Origin of the sequence: Aliiroseovarius sp. S1339, from assembly GCF_023195695.1 — a bacterium.
GTDB lineage: Bacteria > Pseudomonadota > Alphaproteobacteria > Rhodobacterales > Rhodobacteraceae > Aliiroseovarius.
In genome coordinates, this window is record NZ_JALPQG010000006.1 from 186,604 (window position 1) to 211,318 (window position 24,715).

The window sequence follows — 24,715 nt, forward strand, 5'->3', positions numbered from 1 at the left end:
GACCTGACACCATATCTAGTAAGGGCAAGGCGCGTAGAACGCCGAACCTAGTACAGGCATCAAGCTTTAGTGGCCATTTTGGGTCCAACTCCGACCCGCCACAGGTCGGCCACATAGCTGAAAAGAATGGAAGGGCAGCGCTATGTCCGCGACCGAGCATTTCATCGACAGTGAAGATCTTCACCCTATCGACATCGTGGAAACGATTGCGGAACACCACGCGTGGGAATTCGACCGCGTCGCGGATGATCAGATCGCCATGGCGGTCGAAGGGCAATGGCGGACCTATTCGATCACGCTGGCTTGGTCGGCCTATGACGAAACCCTGCGCCTGATCTGCACGTTTGAGATGGAGCCGCCGGAAGAAAGCTTGCCGCGGCTATACGATGCGCTGAACCGCACCAATGACATGTGCTGGACCGGGGCATTCACCTATTGGCACGAACAGCGCCTGATGGTCTATCGCTATGGTCTTGCGCTGAACGGCGGGCAGATCGTCAGCCCACAACAGATCGACCAGCTGATTTCAAGCGCAGTCGCCACGTCCGAGCGGTTCTATCCCGCCTTCCAACTGGTCTGCTGGACCGATCGCACCATAGACGACGCGCTTCAGGTCGCCATCGCCGAAGCTTACGGCCGCGCCTAAACCCAACTTTCGACATTCCATAAGAAAGGCTCGGTCCATGACCGGGCTTTTTTTCTGGCCCCACGCCCAAGCCGCGCGTTATCCATGACCTCAACAACGGAGGACGCATCATGGGCGCTGGTGATATGAAGGATCTGGAAGCACGCGGTCTTGTGCTTCTGGGCTGCGGAAAAATGGGGTCGGCGATGCTGGAAGGTTGGCTGGCACAAGGTCTGCCCGCCGGGTCGGTCTGGGTGAACGATCCTTATCCATCGGACTGGCTGTCTGCGCAGGAGGGTCTGAACTTGAACGTGGACCTGCCCGACAACCCGGCGATCGTTCTGGTCGCCGTGAAGCCGCAAATGATGGCAGATGCGCTACCAACACTGGCAAGCTTCGGCAACGGCACGACCCTGTTCCTATCGGTTGCCGCCGGCACGCCGATAGCGGCCTATGAGGCGATGCTGGGGGACCAAACCCCGATCATCCGCGCCATGCCCAACACCCCCGCCGCCATCGCGCGCGGCATCACCGCGATCTGCGGCAACGATCAAGCGACCCCCGCCCATCTGGATATGGCCGAGGCGCTATTGTCCGCCGTCGGGCAAGTTGTCCAGCTGGACGGCGAGCATCAGATGGACGCCGTGACCGCCGTGTCCGGCTCTGGCCCCGCCTATGTCTTTCACCTGATTGAAACGCTGGCCACTGCAGGGGCGGCGCAGGGTCTGACACCAGAGCTATCATTGCAGCTTGCCAAGGCCACCGTCGCCGGTGCAGGCGCGCTGGCGATGCAGGCCAATGACGACCCGGCCCAGTTGCGGGTCAACGTGACCAGCCCCGGCGGCACCACGGCAGCCGCGCTTGAGGTGTTGATGAACGAAACAGACGGCTTCCCCGCCCTGCTGAACCGCGCCGTCGCAGCCGCCGCCAACCGATCCAAGGAGCTTGCAAATGGGTGATCTTAGCTTCGACGATTTCCTGAAAGTGGACATTCGCAAGGGGACCATCACCCGCGCCGAACCCTTCCCCGAGGCCCGCAAGCCCGCCATCAAGCTTTGGGTCGATTTCGGGCCAGAGCTTGGCGAGAAGAAAAGCTCGGCCCAGATCACCACGCATTACGACCCCGAAATGCTGGTGGGCAAAGAGGTTCTGGCCGTCGTCAACTTCCCACCTCGCCAGATCGGCCCGGTGATGAGCGAGGTTCTGGTGCTTGGCCTACCTGACGAGAACGAAGATATCGTGCTGTTGACCCCGGATAAATCTGTGCCCAACGGCGCAAGGATGTATTGATGAAGCTCTTTATCTCTCGCCCCCTGCCCGACGCCGTGATCGACCGCGCCCGTGCCGGTTTCGATGTGACTCTGCGCGAGGATACCACATCCATGTCGCATGACGAGATGGTGACGAGCCTGCGTGATTTCGACCTGGTGCTGCCCACGCTGGGCGATTTCTACTCGGCCGAGGTGTTCAAGGCGGCAGGGACTATCCGCGCCAAGTTGCTGGCCAATTTCGGTGTGGGCTACAACCATATCGACGTGGACGCCGCCCGCGCGCATGGCGTCGCAGTCTCAAACACACCGGGCGCGGTGACAGACGCCACCGCCGACACGGCGATGACGCTGACCCTGATGACCGCGCGCCGGGCGGGTGAAGGCGAACGGCTGGTGCGGGCCGGTAGATGGGAAGGCTGGCACCCGACGCAGATGCTTGGCCTGCACGTCACCGGCAAAACCATCGGCATCATTGGGATGGGGCGGATTGGCGAGGCGATTGCCGCGCGGTGTCATCATGGATTCGGCATGGACGTGATGTTCTACAACCGCTCCCCGAAATCCCCACCCTTTCCAGCGCGCCAGATGGACAGCATTGGGGACGTTGCCGCCGCCAGTGATATTCTGGTAATCGCCGTGCCGGGCGGGGCTGACACTAGACACTTGATCGGCGCGGACACCTTCGCCGAGATGCAAAACCACGCCATCTTCGTGAACATCGCGCGCGGAGAGATCGTGGATGAAGCCGCCCTGATCAACGCGCTGGACGCCGGGCAAATCGCGGGCGCGGGGCTGGACGTTTACGAATTTGAACCCAAAGTGCCCGACGCGCTGATTGCCCGCGAAAACGTCACCCTGCTGCCCCATCTGGGCACCGCGACGTTAGAGGTGCGCACAGCAATGGGCATGTTGGCCGTAGAAAACCTGGAAGCCTTCGCGGCGGGTGACGATTTGGTCAGCCCTGTCTGACCTAAGCGCCGGTGTCAGGATCCCCGACCGCCTCGCGCCAGTGACGGCGGCAGAGCGAAACATAGGTCTCGTTCCCACCGATCTGCACCTGATCACCATCGGTCAGCACGTTACCGGCATCGTCTTGCCGCACCACCATCGTGGCTTTCTTGCCGCAATGGCAAATCGTGCGCACCTCGCGCATTTCATCTGCCAGCGCCAGCAACGCCGCCGATCCCGGAAACAGATTGCCCTGAAAATCAACGCGCAATCCGTAGCACATGACAGGCACGCCAAGGTCATCGACCGCACGCGCAAGTTGCCACACCTGATCGGGTTCAAGAAATTGGGCTTCGTCAATGAAAACACACGCGCACGGGCCTGCGTCCAATCGCGTTTTGATTTTCTGAAACAGATCCTCGCCGACCTCGAATGTGTCAGCGTCCGATCCAATCCCGATCCGGCTGCCAATCCGGGCAGACCCGATTCGATCATCAAGTTTTGCCGTGATCAAATAGGTCTGCATACCGCGTTCGCCATAATTATGGCTGGCTTGCAAAAGCAGGGTCGATTTGCCCGCATTCATCGTCGAATATTGAAAGTACAGTTTGGCCATGCACAGGGATTACGCGTCACCAACGCTGTGATCAAGAGCATCCCTCAATGCGCGCGCAGGCGAAAAGGGGGCGACAGGACGAATTCGTTACCGAGGCCTGCGGGTCGAAACCCTGGGGATGGAACGGACCTCATACTCAATACTCGTGCCCTGCCGACACTGACCTGGACAACATGCCCAAATCTCCCACCATCAAACACATGATGGGCCCTTTCCACGCGCTGGCGCAACTTGCGCCAAGCACTCGATAAACTCACCAACTTGCCACAGTTTAAATAAGCCATTCCATTGCGCGTAGAATAATGGGAAAAGAAAGTCGTATTTCCCCGCAATGTAATGCGGTCTTGCAGAGTTTACGTGATGGAAAGTACTGGCAGCTACTTGAAAAAACACACCGAGGCGCTGGTCAAGGATGTGGGACTTGAGGCGGCGTGTGAACTTACCGGCAAATCCAAGGCCACGCTGGGCCGATATTATTCCGACAGCGACGAACATTCTGACAGGTTTATGCCGGTGGACGCGGTGGCCGCGCTGGAAAAAGCCTCGCGCTATCCGCATGTCACCAGCGCGCTGGCTGAACTTCAGGGCATCACCATGTCCTATGATGCCGAACGCAAGAACGCACCGGACGGCGGCGTAAATTCCGACGTTATTGCCCTGTCGCAGCGCTTTGCGATGCTGATGGGCGAATATCAGCAGTCCATTTTGGACGGTGTAATCTCGATCAATGAAGCCAAACGCCTGCTGCGCGAAACGCTAGCGCTTCAACATGTTCTGATCGACATGAAGCTGCATCTGGAAGAAGAAAGCGGAAGCTAATCGGCGCTTGGTGGCGACACAAGATCTCCACCCTAGCTGCGCGCGGGCAGATCAGCATGAGCTATGTAATGGTCCACGCAATCCTGCACACGACGAAACCGATCACCACCCAGTTTGGTGCCGCCGAACCAGCGGGTGACGACGATGACGTGACCGTGCAGCCCTTCACGCTCTAACATCCGCAAGATGACCAGCCCAGCCCCGGCCTCTCCATCATCGCCTTTAACGGGGCCCGCGTCGAGCAGCAGCGCCGCCCATGTGTTGTGAGATGCCTTGGCGAACCGTTTGTCGCGCGTCAGCGTTTTCAAAAAAGCCTTCACATCGGCGCGCGACGCGACGGGGCCACCCGACACAGCGTATTTTGACCCTCGGTCCGTCAGAAATCCGTTGAACTGCTGCATATACCCCCGCTGATCATCCCAGTATAAGCAGCGCTACCCTCCGCGACCAGACGAGGCGCTGGCCTTTGGCGCGTGATCGCGTAAACTCGACATATGTTTACTATTGAGCACGAATTTGATGCCACCGTCGTTACCCTTGTGGACGAAGGCGGCCAGCATTTGAACGAAGATGTCACCATCAACGCGTTTGACGATTGCGTCACGCTGGAACAATGGGATCCGCGCACTGATCTGGTGCATCGGATCACGCTGTCCCTTGCGCAGCTTGGTGACCTGACAGCGGCGTTAAACCTGCCAGAAGGGATTTATCGGTCCGCCAAAACTACGGGCGACTAAGCGTTCGGCTGACCGCATCCTGCCACGCGTCATAACGGCGGTCGCGGGTGGGTGCGTCCATCTTGACCTCGAACCGGTGGTCCAGCGCCCAGCGCGTGGCAAACCCATCTTGATCCGGATAAATACCCGCTTTCATCCCGGCCAGCCACGCGACGCCCAGCGCCGTGGTCTCCAGCACAGTCGGGCGATCCACAGCCGCACCGGTGATGTCTGCCAAGAACTGCATGGTCCAATCGGACGCCGCCATACCGCCATCGACGCGCAAAACCGTTTCGCTGTCATGGCCCATATCTGCCTGCATTGCCGTCAAAAGGTCACGGGTCTGAAAGCCGAAGCTTTCAAGTGCCGCGCGGGCAAATTCCTTCGGGCCAGACGCGCGCGTCAAACCAAAAACTGCGCCGCGGCATTCCGCATCCCAATAGGGCGCACCAAGCCCGGTGAAAGCCGGGACGAGAATGACCTCTTGTTCGGGATCGGCGGCTTCTGCCATCTCACCCGTCTGCGCGGCATCATCAATAACCCCCAACCCATCGCGCAGCCACTGCACTGCGGCCCCGGCGATAAATATCGACCCCTCCAGTGCATAGGTCGGCTTGCCGTCCAGTTGATAGGCAATGGTCGTCAGTAGCCGATTGGTCGATGCAACGGGCACATCCCCCGTGTTCAGAAGCGCAAAACATCCAGTTCCATAGGTCGATTTCATCATGCCGGGCTTGAAACAGGCCTGCCCGATTGTCGCTGCTTGCTGATCACCCGCCACGCCAAGGATGGGCGTCTTGCCCCCCAACAAATCCGTCGCGCCAAACTCGGCGGCGCAATCCAGCACCTCGGGCAGCATCGACATCGGAATGTTCAGAAGCGCACAAATGTCCGCATCCCACGCGCCGGTTTTGATGTCGTAAAGCATGGTGCGCGCAGCGTTGGTGGCGTCGGTAACATGCCGCGCCCCACCCGTCAGACGCCAGATCAGGAACGTATCGACCGTGCCAAACGCCAACTTACCAGCCTCGGCGCGCGCGCGGGCACCATCGACATTGTCCAAAATCCACGCCAGCTTCGTGGCCGAGAAATAGGGGTCCAACAACAACCCCGTGCGATCTGTCACAAGCGCTTCGTGCCCCGCTTGTTTCAGCGCCGCGCAATTGTCTGCGGTGCGACGGTCCTGCCAGACTATAGCGTTGTGGATCGCTTTGCCTGTGGCACGGTCCCATACCAGCGTCGTCTCGCGCTGGTTGGTGATCCCGATGGCCGCGACATCTGCGCCGTTGGCGACCTCAAGGCAGGTTTCGCGGACGGTATTCCAGATATCTTCCGGATCATGTTCTACCCAACCGGAGGCCGGGAAATGCTGTTTAAACTCTCGCTGCGCGCTTCGGGTCGGGCGTATGTCTTCATCAAACAAAATGGCGCGCGACGATGTGGTGCCCTGATCAATGGCTAGAATTTGGGTCATGAAATCTCCGATCACCGAATGAATCGCCGCCCTGTCGCGACAAGATATCGCTAACATTCCGGTGCGGACCTGTCACGGGGGATTGCGACTATACCTTGCGCCTGCTCAGGCATACTTTGCATGAAAACAGGAGGTCACATGGATTTGTTGGAACGCCTTCGCAAGACCATCGGCGAGGCCCATGTGCTGACTGGGGCCGATACGGCCCCTTGGGCCAGCGACTGGCTGGGCAAGTATCACAGCGCCCCGATGGCCGTGCTGCGGCCCGGCACGACCGCAGATGTGCAGGCTGTCATGGCAATCGCGCATGAGACCGGAACGCCAGTGGTGCCAGTCTCGGGCAACACCAGCCTGTCTGGTGGCACGCAAGCGCCTGCAGGCAGTCTTGTTCTGTCTTTGTCGCGCATGAACCGCATCCGCGACATCCGTCCCGAGGCACGGCTTGCCGTCGTCGATGGTGGCGTGGTGCTGGTAAATCTGCAAACCGCTGTCGCGTCCCACGGCCTGAGCTTTCCAATGAGTTTCGGTGCCAAAGGGTCGTGCATGATCGCCGGGATGCTCGCCACCAATGCGGGCGGGTCAAACGTCGTGCGCCATGGTAACACCCGTGACCTGTGCATCGGTATCGAAGCAGTTTTACCGAACGGTGAGCTGCTTGATCTGATGAGCGAGTTGCACAAGGACAATTCCGGCTATGATCTGCGTGATTTGTTGATCGGGTCAGAAGGCACGCTGGCGATTATCACCGGTGCGGTTTTGAAGCTTGTCCCTGCCCCAAAAGCACGCGCAACGGCCATGCTCGCCGTTAAGTCGCTGGGCGACGCGCTGGCAATCCTGAACCAATTACAAGACGCGACAGGCCGCGCGGTTGAGGCGTTCGAATATATGCCCGACCGGTATTTCGACGCCTTGGCGGCGAAACGACCGGATTTCCGCCCGCCATTTGCAGACCCTCACGCGATCAACATCTTGGCCGAGATCGGGTCGACCGTGGCGCGGGATGCCACGCACGAAGACGATGGCTCGGTGCCGCTGAACAACCGGCTGGAAGAGGTTCTGGCGGGCTTCATGGAAGATGGCGCGATCATCGATGCCGTCATCGCCCAGAACGACGCCCAGCGCGCCCAGATGTGGGAAAGTCGCGAAGCCGCCGCCGAGGTCATCCTGTCGCGCCACCCGCTGGTGAACAACGACATCGCCTTGCCACTGGATCGGGTCGAGGCATTTCTGACGCGCATGGGCGATGAGCTGACTCAAATCGACCCGCTTGCCGAGGTCATCGAGGTCGCGCATCTGGGCGACGGAAACATCCACTACACGGTCTTTCCCAGCGACGCCGCCCTTGCCGATCCGATCATGGAACGGGTCGAGGAAGTGACCATCGCCCTAGGTGGCAGTTTCTCGGCCGAGCACGGCATTGGGCTGTCAAAACTGCCCTCCATGCGGCGGCGCAAAGACAGAGTTGCTTTGGCTGTGATGCGGCAAGTCAAGCAGGCGTTGGACCCAAAGGGGATCATGAATCCGGGGAAGATGCTGCCGGACTAACACGCGCGGGGAAAGACCGGATAGCGGCATTGAGTCCAGAGCGCTTAACCCTCGGGGGTTGTCAAATTTCCGAAGGATGCGGAGGTCGGCCATTCGTTGACGGTTCGGCTGGAGAGAACCCAGACAACCGATGATGGACATGTGCATGGTAAGCCACGAGGTGTTGTAAGAACATCCGCCTCACAAAATGGCGCTTCGCGTGGTCAGTCAAGTGGCACAGGCTCTAGGCAACTTTGTGACCGTGCAGCCAGTCAGCCAAGTGCAAATTTCGTAATGTTTCTAACCCGTGCTATTTCGTGGGACGCAAGACGGTATTTATCAAGGTGGGAATTGCGCAGGCTAGAACAGCCAAGCCAATAGTGATTTGGTGGACATTCCCGCCGATGAGCGTCCCAAACACAATAGGGCCAGCGATCGCCCCCAGCATAACGGTTGGTGCCAAGAAACGGACGGCCAATTGCGGGTATTCCTGCGCAACCGTCCCTTGAGCATAAGTCGCCAAAATGTTCAGGGATATTTCGAGGAAAACGACGACAAAAAGGATGATTTCTAGCGGGCCTTCACCGATCAGTGCGAACACGCATGATATTTCTGCCATGCCCCACAGGATCAAACCCTTGTTGTCACCACTTTTGATGAGAGCGGTGTTGAAAGCGATCAGTAACACACCCGCCGCAATTCGCGGGACACTGAAGACAAGCAGCAACAAGTTGATATCGTCAAATTCGAAGGAGGCGTGCAAGGAATAGAAGCCGGGTTGCCCCACAAAAATCAACCACAGCAATGCAAACCCTGCAAGCGGTAGAACCCATGACGGCGGCCCTTTCACGTGCGGCGGTCTGACCTTTGCCGCACAGATCTTCACATCGGGGAAGCCGGCCAGCAAATACAGGTAAATTACCGCTAGAATAAGGAACAAACCCGCCAGGTTGAGCGACCCAAAAAGCACTGTGAGCAAGCTGATGACAATGCCCGTGTTGATCAACGAATAGCCCAGTCGGGTGGCGAAGGCCTTCGGCTTATCATCCGCGGTGATCGACACGCAGGTCCCGAAAAACATCAGCACCCCGCTAGATATCCTCAACAGAAAACCAAGGATTAGCAGTTTGGTAACATCCACTTGGGCGAACGTTGCCATAAAAGTGCTACGATGCTCACCGCAAAAAGACAGCCGCGCCACCCATGTTAATGAAAAGCTGGTAGAGACATTGCCCAGAATCAATGCTGCGGCCAGTTGTCCTGTCATGATGGATGCGGGGAAGGTGCCGACTACCGGCAGGGACATCGCCAAATCGTTGGCCAGCAAAATCAGCAGAAACGGCGAGGCGTGGAAGGGGATGATCCCGAAAACGCTGAAAGCTGGTTCGAAAAATGAGGCCACTTCGCAGATTGATTGTTAAAAATCGTCCATTGCTCAAACACAATTCGTACAGTCTGCTCAAGCGCTTCAAACAAACACCCATTCTCACATTTGTTCTACTCCATAAGCCAGTGCCCTTACTTCGGCGTTCCCGGCAAACAAGGGGGGTTCAGCCAGCTAAAGTGCACGATTGAGGGGTTCAAAGACCTCCGACTTCTACCATTGCTTGTGCGGTATTCCGCGCGCTATCCTGCCTTCATCTTGACCGGAATGCTTCAGTGCTGAACGGTTGGATGGCTTTCTTATTTTGGGGGACTCAATGTGAAACGGATAATTACAGGTGCGCTATGCGCATCAATTGTCACTTCTTCAGCATCTTACGCACAGCAAGCTGCCATCTATTCCGGCGACGATCGTGTGCATCCAGTTTATGCCGAAAATGGTATGGTTGCCGCACAAGAAGCTTTGGCGGCGCAGGTCGGGCTGGACATTCTGGAAGCAGGCGGCAACGCAATTGACGCCGGGATCGCGGTGGCTTTTGCACTGGCGGTCACGCTGCCGCGCGCGGGCAATCTTGGCGGTGGTGGTTTCATGCTGGTTCATGATGCCGAGTCCAACGAAACACGTGCGATCGACTACCGTGAAATGGCGCCTTCCGGTGCCGAACGCGATATGTTCCTTGATGCTGATGGCAATGCCGACAGCGAATTGTCCCGCTTCACTGGTTTGGCCTCGGGTGTCCCCGGCACGGTCGCTGGCATGAAAATGGCTTTGGATGAATACGGAACCATGTCGTGGGAAGAGGTGCTCAACCCTGCAATTGCTTTGGCGCGCGATGGTATTGCCGTAACACCGGGATTGGCCGACAGCCTGAAAGGGCTGGATGAGCGGCTCAAGAAATGGCCATCGTCGGAAAAGATATTCTACAAAGAAGGTGGTGATTACTATGAACCCGGCGAGCTGCTGGTTCAGGCCGATCTGGCGACCACACTGCAAAAAATCTCTGACGAAGGTGTTGACGGTTTTTACAAGGGAAGCGTTGCCGAACAGATTTCAGCTTCTGTGCAAGCGGCAGGTGGACGCATCACGGTCGAAGACATGGCCGCCTATAAACCCGTCCTGCGCGAACCCGTGACCGGTGAATATCGGGGTTACGAGATTGTTTCGATGCCGCCACCCAGTTCGGGCGGGGCTCATATCGTGCAGATCTTGAACATCCTTGAAGATTATCCCATCGGGTTCCTTGGTCACAATTCGGCCGACACAATCCACCTGATGTCTGAAGCAATGAAACGCGCCTATGCGGACCGGTCTGAATATCTGGGCGATAGTGATTTCGTCGACGTCCCATTGGACGAGATCACGTCGAAAGACTATGCGGCGGATATCAGGAACCAGATCAGCCTGAACGTGGCCACGCCGTCGGATACGATCAAACCGGGTGATCTTGCTTCTTACGAAAGCAACGAGACCACTCATTTCTCGATCGTGGATCAGTGGGGCAATGCGGTGTCGAACACCTATACGATCAACTTCTCATACGGCACCGGCATGGTCGCCGATGGCACGGGTGTTTTGATGAACAACGAGATGGATGATTTTTCGGCCAAATCTGGCGTCGCCAACGCCTATGGTCTAATTGGTGGCGACGCAAACGCGGTGGAAGCAGGCAAGCGCCCGCTATCTTCGATGTCGCCGACCATCGTCATGAAGGACGACGATGTGTTTCTGGTGACAGGAAGCCCTGGTGGGTCGCGGATCATCACGACCACATTGCAGATCATCATGAATGTCATCGACCATGGCATGAACATCGCCGAAGCATCGGTTGCGCCGCGTATTCACCACCAGTGGCTACCTGATGAAATCCGCATCGAAGATGGCATCAGCAAGGATACGATCCGCATTCTGGAACAACGCGGCCATAATGTGAAAGCAAAGTCTGTCATGGGATCGACGCAATCGATCATGGTCGATTCAGAGGCCGGTCTTTTGTTTGGTGCGTCAGACCCCCGTCGGGTTGATGCAGCAACTCTGGGTTACTAGTCTGACAGGCAATCCGCAAAGACAGAACCGCGCGACCTCCGATTTTTTCGGAGGTCGTTTTTCTGTAAAGAAGGGCCTCGCACACCTTTGCGGCGTTAGAAACAGCTCAATGCTCAAGCCGCTCTTGTGCGCCAATTAGATGACAACTGACACGCCGGGCTTACTGCTTTCTCGCTTGCCAGCTTCTTTTCAGTAGTTCTGGGCCAAACTGCGCTTTAGCCGCGAATATGCATCGGAGTTTGCTGCACATGGGGTCACGGCGATGGCATGTGTCTGGTTTGTCCGCAGACCGAACACCCATCAACTCACGCCACCCAACACACACCATGCTTCAGTAACTGTATTCGGCGTAAATCCGGCTAAGATCGCCATCCCACTCGCCATGGTATTTGGCCAGCAATTCACACGCGGGGGACCGGCCTTCCTCGACACTCTCCTGAACGGCGTTCAGGAAATGGGTTTCGTCCGGCACCAATCCGGCATTGCCTGCCCGCGCGCGCGCTTTCAGGCCAGCTTCGGCGATCTTCACGGCCTCGCGCGCAAGGTCGTGCAGTTTCACGCCGCCCGCCTCGCCTTGCAAGCCTTTGACCGATGCCGCAACGCGTAACCCCTCGCGCGTTTCGGCATCAAGGTTTTTGATCAAGTCCCACGCCGCATCAAGGCTGCCTGCGTCATACATCAACCCGACCCAGAACGCCGGCAGCGCGCAAAGGCGCCGCCACGGGCCGCCATCGGCGCCGCGCATTTCCATATATTGTTTGATACGGGCTTCGGGGAAGATTGTGGTCAGGTGGTCGGCCCAATCGGACAGCGTCGGCGTTTCACCCGGCAGTGCGGGCAGTTTGCCTTGCATGAACTCACGGAAGGACTGGCCCAGCGCGTCGATATACTGCCCGTCGCGATAGACAAAATACATCGGCACATCGAGCGCGTATTGCACATAGCGCTCGAACCCCATGCCGTCTTCAAATACGAAGGGCAGCATTCCGGTGCGGGCCGGGTCCAGATCGCGCCAGATGCGCGACCGCCATGACTTGTGGCCGTTGGGTTTGCCCTCAAAAAACGGCGAATTGGCGAAAAGCGCGGTGGCAACGGGCTGCAGGGCCAGCGCCACGCGGAATTTCTGCACCATGTCAGCCTCGCTTGCGAAGTCGAGGTTCACTTGAACCGTGCAGGTCCGATACATCATCTGTTTGCCGTGCGTGCCCACTTTGTCCATGTAGTCGGTCATCAGCTTGTAGCGCCCCTTGGGCATCACCGGCATCTGCTCATGCGACCATTCGGGGGCAGCACCAAGACCGATGAATCGCGCGCCAATCTTGTCAGCAACCTCTTGCACTTCGCGAAGGTGTTCGTTCACCTCGTCACAGGTCTGGTGGATGCTATCCAATGGCGCGCCGGACAGTTCAAACTGCCCGCCCGGCTCTAGACTGATATTCGCGCCGTCACGCTCTAGCCCGATCAGGTTGCCCGCCTCGCGCACCTCGGACCAGTTGAAACGGTCACGCAGACCTTCCAGCATCGCCAGGATCGACCGCGGTCCGTCATAAGGCAGCGGCTTTAGCGTGTCCTTGCAATAGCCGAACTTCTCATGCTCGGTGCCGATCTTCCACGCATCGCGTGGCTTGCAGCCGTCCGACAGGTATTGAGCCAACTGGTCTTGGTGGGTGATCGGTCCGCCGCCGGACTGAGGGATGGACATGGGCGTCTCCTACTGTTCGCGCCTTGCAAGGTCATTCAGTGGTGGTCCAATGGGCCGGGACTGTCAATGCAGCTTAACGACAGCGCGCTGCCAGATCACGACGGTTTCATTGGGTGGGGCGTTGGCCGCATGGATGGCTGCATCAATGTCTGCGCCTGATAGGGCGGTGAGCGCATCAAACAATGCTTCGGCCCCTTCAGCGCGCACTGGGATAAACAGAATTTCGCTGCCCGTGCGCAGGGACCAAACCGCCATACCCGCACGATCTTTGGTGATTTCGATCCGCTGAACATCGTCCAAAGATGCAAAGCCGCCTCCGATTGGGGCTAGATAGGTGATTTGCCGTTCGTCCACCTGCACGACACCGACACCACCGTGCCCGGCACGGATGCGCGCGTGACGCAGGCCCGACCACAGGATCAACGCGCCAAACGCGGCCAGTACCAATCCCATCCATTTTATGAGCCCCAAAGAGCCCCACGCCCACCACAGACCTAGCAATAGCACGCTGCCGCCAACCAGCGCCTCGCGATAGCGCGCCAGTGCAACTGATGCATCGGGTCGAACAAAGCTCATGCGACACCCAATATGACAGGCTCTTTCAGTATAGCCAGCGCGTAGGAGCCGATGTGGCGAAATCCAATGGCTTCATAGGCGCGACAGGCGGCGGGTCCGCTGGCAAACAGGATGGCGCTTGCCACGCCTTGCTCGCGCTCCTCGGCGAGGTGGAGAGCAACGACGCGGCGGGCATACCCCTTGCCACGCAGATCCCGAGGTGTGTAGACGCCCCCGATCTGGATCATGTCGGGCAGGCGGGCGTTGATCGCAGTCATGGCAACCGGCTGACCGTTGACCTCCAGAATGCGCACGTCACCAGTTTCCAATGCTCGGTCCGTTCGGCCCTGCGCCTCTTCATCCAGTCGTTCGGGCGAAGACATATGAAGTTCAGCAGCATATGCGCGCGCCCATGAAAAGATCAGATCCCTGTCCGCTTCAACCGATTTTCGAATAGTGCCGGGTTGATCTGGCACGTTAAGATTCGCCAAAGGCAATCGGTAAAGTGGCTCAGGCGCATCGAGCGCCCAGTCCGCGTCTTCTACCCTCAGAGCCCGTTTTGCGGCATCGACCTGCCTGGTTTCCCCCGTGATGCCCGCCAGTTGCCGCCCGGCAACTTCAGCTGCAAACGCGTCCCAATGGGCGGCAGTCACACGTGGCGCCTGGCTCATTGCAAACCCGGTGTTTGAGATGCCGAACACAGCCTCAATCTGCTCTGAGCCAGACAGCCAGAATTCTGTCGCGTGCGTATGCTCGCGATTGAACAACCCAAATCGTGAAAGGTTCGAGCGTAGAAACATGCTCGTCTCGGCGTGATGTGCCAGGAATGTGTCGATGGCAGCTTCGTCGCCTGCCTGCTCGGACCGTATCACGTCCAATCCCCCAACGTATGCTGCCACAAGGTCATCGCTGCCACCGCGGCTGTATCCGCCCGCAAGATACGCGGACCAAGGCTGACGGGGTGGGCGATATCCATTGCGTGCAGACGCGCGCGTTCACGGTCGGAAAAGCCACCTTCCGGCCCGATGAAGATCGCCCAGCGATGGCCGCTGGCTGCACTCAGAGTCTCTGCCGCGCCCACAAGCGCTTCGTCACAAAACATGATCTGGCGATCATCTGGCCATGCGCCCAACAGCCTGTCCATGCGCATCAGGTCCACGACCTCGGGCACATAAGTGCCGCCGCATTGTTCGGCGGCCTCGATGGCATGGGCCTGCAGCCGGTCGCGCCGGATGCGTTCGGAATTGGTGTATTCGGTCGACATGGGCTGGATCAGGGCCGCGCCCATCTCGGCCGCTTTTTCGACGATGAAATCGGTGCGCGCTTTCTTGATCGGCGCAAAGCACAGCCACAGGTCGGGCGGCATGTGCAATGGGCGCGACTGCGCCTGACATTCCAGAACGCCCTTGCGCTTCCCGGCTTCAATCACACGGGCCGGGAACTCTCCGTCCCGACCATTGAACAGGGCGACAAGGTCGCCCTCACCCAGCCGCATCACCCCGAAAAGGTAATGCGCCTGATCGCGATCCAGCGAAACGGTTTGCCCCTTGCCCAAGGGGTGATCTACATAGAGCCTGACTTTCGCCTGTTTCATGAGGGAAACCTATGACCCAAAACGCCAATATGCCAGAGCCAAAAGGGCAAGTCGCCGATGCCTATACCGGCAATTGGGTCGATCGTCGCGCACCGGGTTGGAGCCGCCCTTACCTGCGCCTCAGTCGCGCGGACCGGCCCATTGGCACCTGGCTGTTGCTGCTGCCGTGCTGGTGGGGGCTGCTTCTCGCCGCCAATGCGACCGGGCGGTTCGGCTGGTTCGATCTGTGGATCATGCTGGGCTGCGCCATCGGGGCATGGCTGATGCGTGGTGCGGGTTGCACGTGGAACGACATCACCGACCGCGACATTGATGCACAGGTCGAACGCACCCGCAGCAGGCCCATTCCGTCCGGGCAAGTCACCGCAAAACAGGCCGCGATATGGATGGCCCTGCAGGCATTGATCGCCTTCGGGATTTTGCTGACCTTCAACGGCACAACCATCTTGCTGGGCATTGTGTCGCTGGCCCCGGTCGCGATCTATCCGTTTGCCAAGCGATTCACATGGTGGCCGCAGGTCTTTCTGGGCATCGCCTTCAACTGGGGCGCGTTGCTGGCTTGGACCGCACATACCGGGAGCCTTGGCTGGCCCGCTGTGGTGCTATATGCCGCAGGTATCGCGTGGACACTGTTTTATGACACGATCTATGCACATCAAGACACCGAGGATGATGCCCTGATCGGGGTTAAATCCACCGCGCGGCTCTTCGGCGACAACAGCCGCAAGTGGCTGCTTTTGTTCCAGATCCTTACCATTATCCTGATGGCGATTTCCGTTGCTTTGGCCTTAATTCCCAATGAAAACGTTCTGTCGCTGGTGGTTGCGCTGGGTGGCGTGTGGTTCATGGGCTGGCATATGATGTGGCAGCTTGGGCAGCTAAAAACGGACGACCCCGAGACATGCTTGCGGCTGTTTCGGTCCAATCGAGATACCGGGCTGATCGTTGTGCTGTTTCTCGCCATTGCGAAATTGCTGTGATTGCGCCGAGCTTCGACACACCTTAAGAAGCGTAGGATTCACCAGATAACGGACGCCACCCAGTATGCGCCTTTCGCAAGTTTTCCTAGTTCCTGCCTCGTTCTTTATCGCGGCATTGGTGTCATTGTTTGTTGCGAACTTTGCCGTTTCTACAATCGAGAGGACATCGCAGGAATCAGTCGAAAGCGAGCTGTTCTTGCAAAGCCATGAATGGGCCAGTGTCGAAGCCGACGGTTTACAAGTGGTCCTTTCCGGTACTGCCCCCAGCGAAGCGGCGCGTTTTCGCGCTTTGGCCGCCGCGAGCAAGGTTGTCGATTCGACCCGCGTCATTGACAACGTCACCATTCCCGAAGCGGAAGCCATTAAGCCACCGCGCTTTTCGATTGAAATCCTGCGCAACGATGCCGGTATTTCCATGATTGGCTTGATCCCGGCGGCGTCGGACCGTGAAGGCCTGAACGACGATGTCAACGCGATCACAGGCGTTTTGCATGTCACCGACCTGCTTGAGGTAGCCGACTACCCAGTGCCTGCCAACTGGGACGAGGTACTGGCATTCGCGATCTATGCGCTTGAGACCCTGCCACGATCCAAGATCTCGATGGATGCGGGCAAGGTGGCGATCACGGCATTGGCGGACAGTGAAGCACAGAAAGCCAAATGGGCGCGTGATTTGAAGCGCCAAGCGCCGCGCTCGGCCCTGCTGGCGATTGATATTTCTGCGCCCCGTCCAGTGATCACGCCATTCACACTTCGGTTTTTGATCGACGAAGAAGGCGCACGATTTGATGCCTGTTCAGCCCATACCACGGTCGGCCGCGCCAAGATCGTGTCCGCCGCTACGGAAGCTGGCTTGACCGGCAGCGCCAACTGCACAATCGGACTGGGCGTGCCTTCGCCGGACTGGCCGGACGCCGTCGCAACCGGCATTCTTGCGGTCAAAGAATTGGGCGGCGGTTCGATCACGTTTTCGGATGCTGACGTAACGCTTATCGCGCCCGACACCACGCCACAGACCGACTTTGATCGCGTGGTGGGAGAGTTGGAAAACGATCTGCCAGACCTGTATTCACTGCATTCCGTGTTGCCCGCGCCGGTTAAGATCGACGGAAGCGGCGACGGCGTCGGGACGCCCGAATTCGTCGCCACACGCAGCCCCGAAGGACTGGTGCAATTGCGCGGCCGCTTAACCGATGAAACTCTGCGCAGCGCCACAGACAGCTTCGCGCGGGCAAAATTTGGGTCGGGCAATGTGTATCCCGCAACCCGGCTGGATCAAGATCTGCCGACCGACTGGCCCACCCGCGTCCTTGCCGCGTTGGAAGCACTATCCTATCTGGCCAGCGGCTCGGTCGTGGTCCAGCCAGAGGTCGTGGACATTCGCGGTGTGACCGGCGACAAAGATGCCAGCGCGACGGTTTCGCGTATCCTTAGCGAAAAACTGGGCGCCTCGAAAAACTTTCAAGTCAATGTGGAGTATCAGGAGGAGTTGGACCCGCGCCACGCGCTGCCCAGCCCTGAGCAATGCGCCGCGAACATAAATGCCGCCATGGCTGAGGCGAAAATCACCTTTGCGCCGGGCTCGGCCAATATCGAGGCCACGGCCGCTGACACAATCGACAAGATCGCCGAGATCATGAAAGACTGCGCCGATGTGCGGATGGAAATCGCAGGCTACACCGACAGTCAGGGACGCGAAGAAATGAACCTTTCGCTGTCGCAAAACCGCGCCCAGGCGGTCCTGAATGCCCTATTGTCGCGACGTATCCTGACCACGAACCTGACCGCTCAGGGTTACGGCGAAGAAAACCCGATTGCCGATAACGGAACCGAAGACGGGCGCGAAGCCAATCGCCGCATTGAATTCCGCCTGCTTGATGCCCCCACGACCGACGCGACCGAGGGGGCAGACGACGGTGCCGAGCCGCAAGCTGAAGGCGACGAAGAAGCAGATGCAGCCGACCCCCCTTTCAGTGGCGTAGATGTATTTGCACCCAAACCCGATGACGCCCGCCCCAAACCGCGCCCCGAGCGCTAGGCCACCAAACAAGGACTTCCGCCGATGAACAGAACCGAGTTTATCATCGTCACCGCCATCATCCTGTTTGTGGCATTTGCTCTGGGGTGGTTTGCCCACTGGCTGATCCATCGTTTCGTGCAAGTCGCTGGCAGCGAAATGGGCGAACTGGACAAAATGGCCCAAGCCCTTCACGAGGCTGAAGAAACCCGCGATCAGGCGATGACTTATCTGCAGCAACGCGAAGCGGAAATGTCGAACCAGTTACAACAGACCGAAGCAGAGCTAAGCGCCGCCATGGACGGTTTGCGCGACGCACGGCAGGAAGCGGGCGAACTGCGCGCCTATATCGAGCGGGTCCAACAGGGCAGCTAGCGCGTCCTTAGATATCCTTGACCAACCGTAGCGCGTCATAGATCGCCGCATGGGTGTTGCGCGCAGATACCGCATCACCGATCCGGAAAAGCTGAAACGCGCCGTCTGGATTGGTGCGGATCGACTGCGGGCGACCCTCGATCAGGGCGGCTTGATCCACTTCGCCACGGTTCACGGACGTCTCTTTCAGATCGAAATAAAGGTCCGCCATCGGCAACGTGCCGTAGTTGACCACCACCTGATCATAGGTCGCTTCGCGGGTGTAATCTGAATAGTCCGTGCCAAGGGTCACACGCAGGCGGTTGCCATCTCGTGCGATGTCCAGCAGCCGCTCGGTCACGGTGAACCGCACGCCTTTGGGTTGGAGCGACCGCATGTAGGGCACCAAGTTCATCGCCATGATGTCAGGGGCGAAGACGCGATCAGGCGTCATCACCTCGACTGTGGCCCCTGCCTCGGCGGCAATTTCGGCGGCTTGCAGCGCCGGATGGTCCCCGCTTTCGTCGTAGATCAGCACATCACCTGCGCATTTCACGTCGCCCGCGATCACATCCCACGCGCTGACGGCCAAGTCCTGATCGCCCTTGCTTTCAAACAGCTCAAGGTTCGGCAGGCCGCCGGTGGCGACAATCACCACATCCGGGTCCAGCGCCGTCACGTCATCGGCTTCCGCCCATGTGTTGAAATGAAACGTTACATCCCGCGCGGCACATTGCGCCATGCGCCAGTCGATGATCCCGATCATCTCGCGCCGACGCGGGGTTTGGGCGGTCAGGCGCACCTGCCCACCGGGGTTGGGTTGCGCCTCAAAAACGGTCACATCATGACCACGCTCGGCGGCGACGCGGGCGGCTTCCAGCCCGGCCGGACCAGCACCGACGATCACGACTTTACGGTTCTGGGGGGCGGTTTTGACCACATGCGGCATCGTCAATTCGCGCCCGGTGGCGGCATTGTGGATGCACAACGCATCGCCCGCCTGATAGATACGGTCCAGACAGTAGGTCGCGCCGACGCAGGGGCGGATATCATCCTCGCGCCCCTCGACGATCTTCTGCACGATATGGGGGTCAGCCATGTGCGCGCGCGTCATGCCCACCATATCGAGCTGGCCCGAGGAAATTGCATGACGCGCCGTTGCCACGTCAGGGATACGGGCGGCGTGAAAGGTCGGCATACCGACTTCAGCGCGCACCCGCCCGGCAAAATCCAGGTGCGGCGACGAGGGCGCGCCCTGAATGGGGATCATATCTGTCATCGCCGGGTCCGTATGAATGCGCCCGCGGTTGATGTTCAGATAATCCACCTGCCCGCTATCGCGCAGCATCTTGGCAATCTCCATGCCCATTTCCGGGTCAATGCCACCGTCCTGAGCTTCGTCCGGGGCAAAACGCACGCCGAGGATAAATTCATTGCCGACGCGTCCACGCACGGCATCAATGATGTCCATCGTCAGTCGCATCCGCCCTGTCAGATCACCGCCGTAGGGTCCATCGAGACGGTTGGTAAGGGGCGAAATGAACTGATCCAGCAAATGCCCATGGGTCATGATCTCGACCCCATCCATGCCGCCCTCTTTCATCCGCTCAGCCGCGTCGGCAAAATCGGAAATGATGCGGGTGATATCCCAGTCCTCTGCCAATTTTGGAAAAGCGCGGTGGGCCGGTTCACGGTGCGGTGTGGAACAGACCGGCGGCAACCAGTCGCCTTTGTTCCAACCCGTGCGCCGCCCAAGATGGGTCAGCTGGATCATGCAGGCCGCGCCATGTTCATGGACAGCATCGGTTAGGTTCCTGATCCACGGCACCACCTCGTCCTTATAGGCGAGGATGTTGTTGAAGACGGGTGGGCTGTCCTTTGACACCGCCGCCGACCCTGCCGTCATCGCCATCGCGACGCCGGCCTTGGCACGTTCCGCGTGATAGGCCGCATAGCGTTCCTTGGGCATTCCATCTTCGGGATAGGCCGGTTCATGGCTGGTGGTCATGATCCGATTACGCAGTATCAGGTGGCCCAATTGATAGGGCTGCAATAGAGGATCAGTGGACATGGTCGTCTTCCTTAAAACCAAGCATTAATACCAAGCATCGTCCATGGACGCCTTCTTGCGGGCTATGTACTCTTTCAGGGCATCGTCAACAGCGGCGTCGATGGGCGGCGCCTCATAGGCAGCTAACTGGGCCTTCCAGCGCAAATTGGCACGAGCGGCCATATCAACCTCGCCCTGCTCATCCCACGTTTCCCATGGTTGATGGTCGTCCAAGGCACTGTCGTAATAGGCGGTTTTGTAGTGGCGCATCGTGTGGGCGGTTGAGAACAGATGCTCGCCCGGCCCCTTTTCGGCCAGCGCGTCGAAGCCCAAAGTATCCTCGTTCACCACAACCCCGTCCAGATAGGCGTGAAGCGCGCCACAAAGATCGAGGTCGAGCATGAATTTCTCGTAAGACATCGACAGCAATCCATCCAGGAACCCTGCTGAATGCAGCAGGTAATTCGCGCCGCTGTGGATAGCCGACATCATCGACATCATGGCTTGCTGCATCGCCTGTGCATCTGGTAGTTTCGAGGTCGAGAAGTTGCCTGCGCAGCGCAGGGGCAAGTTCAGACGACGCGCAAGTTGGCCAAAGACCAGACTGCCCACCGCCGCCTCGGACGTTCCAAATGTGGGTGACCCGGATCGCAAAGACATGGTGCTTAGGAAACTTGCCAGCACAACCGGTGCGCCGGGGCGTTCAAGTTGGGCGATTGCACAAGATACCATGCTTTCGGCCAGACATTGTGCCGCCGACCCCGCCATGGTCAGGGGCGACACTGCGCCACCAAGCAAGAACGGCAAGTGGATCGACCCCTGCCCCGCCTTCGCATATTCGCGAATACCTTGCGAGGTCACACCGTCAATCACCAACGGGCTGGTCGTATTGAAATTGCCCATGATCACGCAATTCTGATCTACGAAATCTGCCCCGAACAGGATGCGGCACATCTCGACGCTATCGGCGGCACGCTCGGGCGCTGTGACCGACCCAAGGAAGGGCCGGTTAGAATACCGCATGTGCGAATAGACCATATCCAGATGGCGCTTGTTCACCGGGATGTCGGTCGGCTCGCACACTGTGCCGCCAGAATGGTGCAGCCAAGGGCTCATTTGGCCCAACTTCACGAAGTTCTGGAAGTCCTCAAGCGTGCCGTATCGCCGCCCCCGGTCCAGATCCATGACGAAGGGGCTGCCATAGGATGGTGCGAACACCACGTTGTCACCGCCGATTTGCACATTGTTGGCCGGGTTGCGCGCGTGCTGGGTGAATTCAGCCGGGGCAGTTTTCAGGATTTCGCGGATCATGCCGGGGGCGAATTTGATGTTCCGGCGCGTGGGGTCAATATCTGTGACCTGCCCGCCCGCCTTGCGAAACATCTCGACCGTGTCCGGATCGTCGCGAAACTCGATCCCGATCTCGGCCATGATGCGGTCTGCGGTCGCCTCAATCTGCTCAAGCGCATCATCGCCCAGAATATCGTAAGTGGGGATACCGCGTTTGATGAACGGACGTTCCAGATGCGGGTTCTGCCCCGGCTGACTGTCACGCTGTCCACGGGTGCTGCTGCGACGACGTCGCTTGATCACTTCGTTCATCGCAACCTCCCTTTTGCGAGTCACACTCTTTACATATCTGTCATCCCATTTGACAGTTGTGTCAAGTTTTCTAAGATGCGGGCATGAACAAGATTACCCCAACCCGCCCGCGTGCCTCCGATCAAATGTGGCTGGATGCAGCTTTGGAATTGCTGATTGAGGCTGGCGTGGACGCCGTAAAAGTCATGCCGTTGGCGAAGCAGCTTGGGCTGACCCGCACCGGTTTCTATCATCATTTTCGCGATCGAGAGGCGTTGCTGGACGCGATGATCGCGCGGTGGGAAGATAAGAACACCGGCAACCTGATCGCCCGGTGCGAGGCTTACGCCGAGACGATTTGCGAGGCGATGTTCAACCTTCAGGACTGCTGGATCGACCGATCCCTTTTCGACGCCCCGCTGGATCATGCAATCCGCAGCTGGGCGCGCCATGACCCACCTTTGAAGCAACGTCTGGACCAAGCGGATGCGCGGCGAAAAGCAGCGGTGCTCGCGATGTTTCGACGGTTTGGGTATGCTAGGGGCGACGCCGAAATACGAGCGATGACGATCCTTTACACGCAGGTCGGATACATCTCGATGGAGGTCGAAGAAGATCCCGCCCGTCGCATCAACCGCGTTCCCGCTTACGTAGAGCTTTTCACCGGTGAAACACCTTCAAAGAGGGAAATTGACCGGTTCCGCACCAGAAACGGATATTGACTCCAATAGGGGGGTAGCACCCCATTCCCGTCCATGCTCAATTGATTCCATTGCGAACAGAATGACTTGCGGAGGGGGCCGCACATGGCGCCAAACATCCTTTTCATCATGTATGACCAGCTGCGGTTCGACTACCTTAGCTGCGCTGGACACCCGACGCTTGAGACGCCGAATTTCGACCGGGTCGCCGCGCGGGGCGTGCGGTTTGATCGCGCCTATTGCCAATCGCCCGTCTGTGGCGCCAGCCGGATGAGCACATATACCGGGCGTTACGTGTCCTCGCACGGAGCGGCACACAACAACTTCCCATTGAAGGTCGGCGAGATGACGATGGGCGACCATCTGCGCAAGGCCGGGATGGCATGCTGGTTGATCGGCAAGACCCATATGAAGGCCGACGCCGAAGGGATGGTGCGCCTTGGCCTGTCGCCGGACAGCGTGATCGGTGCGCGCGTTGAGGAATGCGGCTTTGATGTGCGGATCAGGGACGACGGTTTGTGGGCTGAAGGACCCGACGGGTTTTATGACCAGAAACGCTCGCCCTATAACGAATACCTTAAAGCCAAAGGATATCCGGCTGATAACCCGTGGCACGACAATGCGAATGCGGGCCTAACGGATGCAGGCGATATCGCATCGGGTTTTCTGATGATGCACGCCGACAAGCCCGCCAATATCCGCGAAAAAGACAGTGAAACGCCATGGCTGACCGGGCGCACGATTGACTTTTTCGAGGCACAGAAAGGCAAAGGCCCGTGGTGCGCCCATGTCAGTTTCATCAAGCCCCACTGGCCCTATATCGTGCCCGCGCCCTATCACGATATGTATGGGCATAACCACATCAAGCCGGTCGTTCGGTCCGAGGACGAACGCCGCGACCCCCACCCCGTCTTTGGCGCGTATATGGAGGGCGGCGTCGGGCAAGCCTTTTCGCGCGACGAGGTGCGCGAGACGGTGATCCCCGCCTATATGGGCCTGATCAAGCAATGCGACGACCAACTTGGGCGGCTGCTGGATTATCTTGATGACAACGGGCTGGCGGACGATACCGTGATCGTGCTTACCTCGGATCACGGCGATTATCTGGGCGATCATTGGATGGGGGAAAAGGACCTGTTTCACGACCCCTCGGTTCGTGTGCCGTTGATCATCGCCGATCCACGCGCGCAGGCTGACGCGACCCGCGGCACGGTCTGCGACAAGCTGGTCGAACAGATCGACCTCGCCGCCACGTTTGTCGAGATGGCGGGCGGCGAGGTGCCACGCCACATCCTTGAAGGTCGGTCGTTGCTGCCACTTCTGGAAGGACGCGACACAGACTGGCGCGACTTTGCGGTGAGTGAATATGATTTCTCAACTTCTGGCGCGGCCACAAAACTTGGGCTTGCGCCAAAAGATTGTCGTCTGTTCATGATCGCCACCGACCGCTGGAAGATGATGCATGCAGAAGGTGGGTTTCGGCCAATGCTGTTCGATCTGCACAATGACCCGGATGAACTGACCGATCTGGGTGCATCCAAGGATCATGCCGCTATCATCGAAACGCTCTATGACCACCTGTTCACGTGGGCCCGCCGTCAATCCCAACGCACCACCATATCTGACGCGCAGATCGAGGCGCGGCGCAAAGGAGGCTCAGGCCGCGTCGGTATTCTGCTGGGCCTGTTCGGTGACGAAGACATCCCCGAAGAATATCTGTCCAAATACACCGGCCCGGCGACCAAGTCAGAGCCCAACTGA

Annotated in this window: 23 protein-coding genes; 13 read left to right on the top strand and 10 right to left on the bottom strand. The window is 58.7% G+C overall.

Annotated features, from left to right (window positions below; genetic code table 11):
• Window positions 1-142: 142 nt before the first annotated feature.
• From MUY35_RS10860 to MUY35_RS10875, 4 genes are all read left to right on the top strand, one after another.
• On the top strand, window positions 143-646 hold the full coding sequence (locus MUY35_RS10860; protein ID WP_248367881.1) for a YbjN domain-containing protein: 504 nt from the start codon (window positions 143-145) through the stop codon (window positions 644-646).
• A gap of 110 nt (window positions 647-756) precedes the next feature.
• Window positions 757-1,584, top strand: a complete 828-nt coding sequence (proC, locus tag MUY35_RS10865) for a pyrroline-5-carboxylate reductase (RefSeq protein WP_248367886.1) — start codon at window positions 757-759, stop codon at window positions 1,582-1,584.
• Entirely contained in the window at window positions 1,577-1,915 is a 339-nt protein-coding gene (locus MUY35_RS10870) for a tRNA-binding protein (protein ID WP_248367889.1), read from the top strand. Before proC ends, MUY35_RS10870 begins: the two co-directional genes overlap by 8 nt.
• Window positions 1,915-2,865, top strand: a complete 951-nt coding sequence (locus tag MUY35_RS10875; protein WP_248367891.1) for a D-glycerate dehydrogenase — start codon at window positions 1,915-1,917, stop codon at window positions 2,863-2,865. The genes MUY35_RS10870 and MUY35_RS10875 overlap by 1 nt, the downstream gene beginning before the upstream one ends.
• Window position 2,866: 1 nt before the next feature.
• Here the strand turns inward: MUY35_RS10875 and MUY35_RS10880 are convergent, their stop codons facing one another.
• Entirely contained in the window at window positions 2,867-3,460 is a 594-nt protein-coding gene (locus tag MUY35_RS10880; RefSeq protein ID WP_248367894.1) for a thymidine kinase, read from the bottom strand.
• Window positions 3,461-3,820: 360 nt separating this feature from the next.
• Here MUY35_RS10880 and MUY35_RS10885 point away from each other — a divergent pair, with 360 nt between their 5' ends.
• Window positions 3,821-4,279, top strand: coding sequence for a hypothetical protein (locus MUY35_RS10885; protein WP_248367897.1), 459 nt, complete (start codon window positions 3,821-3,823; stop codon window positions 4,277-4,279).
• Window positions 4,280-4,311: 32 nt separating this feature from the next.
• On the opposite strand, the gene MUY35_RS10890 is transcribed toward MUY35_RS10885, so the two are convergent.
• Window positions 4,312-4,680, bottom strand: a complete 369-nt coding sequence (locus MUY35_RS10890; protein WP_248367899.1) for a YigZ family protein — start codon at window positions 4,678-4,680, stop codon at window positions 4,312-4,314.
• A gap of 93 nt (window positions 4,681-4,773) precedes the next feature.
• Between MUY35_RS10890 and MUY35_RS10895 the strand changes: the two genes are divergently transcribed.
• Window positions 4,774-5,016, top strand: coding sequence for a hypothetical protein (locus tag MUY35_RS10895; protein ID WP_248367901.1), 243 nt, complete (start codon window positions 4,774-4,776; stop codon window positions 5,014-5,016).
• On the opposite strand, the gene glpK is transcribed toward MUY35_RS10895, so the two are convergent.
• Window positions 5,003-6,469 (bottom strand): glycerol kinase GlpK, encoded by a 1,467-nt coding sequence (glpK, locus tag MUY35_RS10900; protein WP_248367903.1) that lies wholly within the window; start codon window positions 6,467-6,469, stop codon window positions 5,003-5,005. The two genes, MUY35_RS10895 and glpK, sit on opposite strands and share 14 nt — an antisense overlap.
• A 138-nt stretch (window positions 6,470-6,607) precedes the next feature.
• Between glpK and MUY35_RS10905 the strand changes: the two genes are divergently transcribed.
• Window positions 6,608-8,014, top strand: a complete 1,407-nt coding sequence (locus MUY35_RS10905) for an FAD-binding oxidoreductase (RefSeq protein ID WP_248367906.1) — start codon at window positions 6,608-6,610, stop codon at window positions 8,012-8,014.
• A 289-nt stretch (window positions 8,015-8,303) separates the two neighbouring features.
• Here the strand turns inward: MUY35_RS10905 and MUY35_RS10910 are convergent, their stop codons facing one another.
• Entirely contained in the window at window positions 8,304-9,395 is a 1,092-nt protein-coding gene (locus MUY35_RS10910) for a hypothetical protein (RefSeq protein WP_248367909.1), read from the bottom strand.
• Between the two features lie 300 nt (window positions 9,396-9,695).
• Here MUY35_RS10910 and ggt point away from each other — a divergent pair, with 300 nt between their 5' ends.
• Entirely contained in the window at window positions 9,696-11,420 is a 1,725-nt protein-coding gene (ggt, locus tag MUY35_RS10915; RefSeq protein WP_248367912.1) for a gamma-glutamyltransferase, read from the top strand.
• A 331-nt stretch (window positions 11,421-11,751) separates the two neighbouring features.
• Here the strand turns inward: ggt and MUY35_RS10920 are convergent, their stop codons facing one another.
• The 4 genes from MUY35_RS10920 to MUY35_RS10935 form a co-directional block, all read right to left on the bottom strand.
• Entirely contained in the window at window positions 11,752-13,122 is a 1,371-nt protein-coding gene (locus tag MUY35_RS10920; RefSeq protein ID WP_248367915.1) for a glutamate--cysteine ligase, read from the bottom strand.
• 63 nt (window positions 13,123-13,185) lie between these two features.
• A complete protein-coding gene (locus MUY35_RS10925; RefSeq protein ID WP_248367918.1) occupies window positions 13,186-13,698 on the bottom strand; it encodes a hypothetical protein in 513 nt (170 codons plus the stop codon).
• Window positions 13,695-14,549 carry a GNAT family N-acetyltransferase gene (locus MUY35_RS10930; protein ID WP_248367921.1) on the bottom strand — a complete coding sequence of 285 codons (855 nt, stop codon included), beginning with the start codon at window positions 14,547-14,549 and terminating at the stop codon, window positions 13,695-13,697. The genes MUY35_RS10925 and MUY35_RS10930 overlap by 4 nt, the downstream gene beginning before the upstream one ends.
• A complete protein-coding gene (locus MUY35_RS10935) occupies window positions 14,546-15,271 on the bottom strand; it encodes a 16S rRNA (uracil(1498)-N(3))-methyltransferase (protein ID WP_248367924.1) in 726 nt (241 codons plus the stop codon). The genes MUY35_RS10930 and MUY35_RS10935 overlap by 4 nt, the downstream gene beginning before the upstream one ends.
• 11 nt (window positions 15,272-15,282) lie before the next feature.
• Between MUY35_RS10935 and ubiA the strand changes: the two genes are divergently transcribed.
• The 3 genes from ubiA (at window position 15,283) to MUY35_RS10950 (ending at window position 18,643) form a co-directional block, all read left to right on the top strand.
• Window positions 15,283-16,251, top strand: coding sequence for a 4-hydroxybenzoate octaprenyltransferase (ubiA, locus tag MUY35_RS10940; RefSeq protein ID WP_248367926.1), 969 nt, complete (start codon window positions 15,283-15,285; stop codon window positions 16,249-16,251).
• A 64-nt stretch (window positions 16,252-16,315) separates the two neighbouring features.
• Window positions 16,316-18,289: an OmpA family protein gene (locus tag MUY35_RS10945; RefSeq protein ID WP_248367933.1), complete on the top strand. Its 1,974-nt coding sequence runs from the start codon at window positions 16,316-16,318 to the stop codon at window positions 18,287-18,289.
• Between the two features lie 24 nt (window positions 18,290-18,313).
• The gene (locus tag MUY35_RS10950; protein WP_248367935.1) at window positions 18,314-18,643 is read left to right on the top strand and encodes a hypothetical protein; all 330 of its coding nucleotides are present in this window, start codon (window positions 18,314-18,316) and stop codon (window positions 18,641-18,643) included.
• Between the two features lie 7 nt (window positions 18,644-18,650).
• Here MUY35_RS10950 and MUY35_RS10955 read toward each other — a convergent pair whose 3' ends face one another.
• Both MUY35_RS10955 and MUY35_RS10960 read right to left on the bottom strand, forming a co-directional pair.
• Window positions 18,651-20,693: an NADH:flavin oxidoreductase gene (locus MUY35_RS10955; RefSeq protein WP_248367938.1), complete on the bottom strand. Its 2,043-nt coding sequence runs from the start codon at window positions 20,691-20,693 to the stop codon at window positions 18,651-18,653.
• 24 nt (window positions 20,694-20,717) lie between these two features.
• Window positions 20,718-22,274, bottom strand: coding sequence for a trimethylamine methyltransferase family protein (locus MUY35_RS10960; RefSeq protein WP_248367941.1), 1,557 nt, complete (start codon window positions 22,272-22,274; stop codon window positions 20,718-20,720).
• Window positions 22,275-22,357: 83 nt separating this feature from the next.
• On the opposite strand from MUY35_RS10960, the gene MUY35_RS10965 reads away from it, so the two are divergent.
• Together MUY35_RS10965 and MUY35_RS10970 are read left to right on the top strand one after the other, a co-directional pair.
• Complete coding sequence (locus MUY35_RS10965; protein ID WP_248367944.1) at window positions 22,358-22,975, top strand: TetR/AcrR family transcriptional regulator; 618 nt, start codon at window positions 22,358-22,360, stop codon at window positions 22,973-22,975.
• A gap of 84 nt (window positions 22,976-23,059) precedes the next feature.
• Entirely contained in the window at window positions 23,060-24,715 is a 1,656-nt protein-coding gene (locus tag MUY35_RS10970; protein ID WP_248367947.1) for a sulfatase-like hydrolase/transferase, read from the top strand.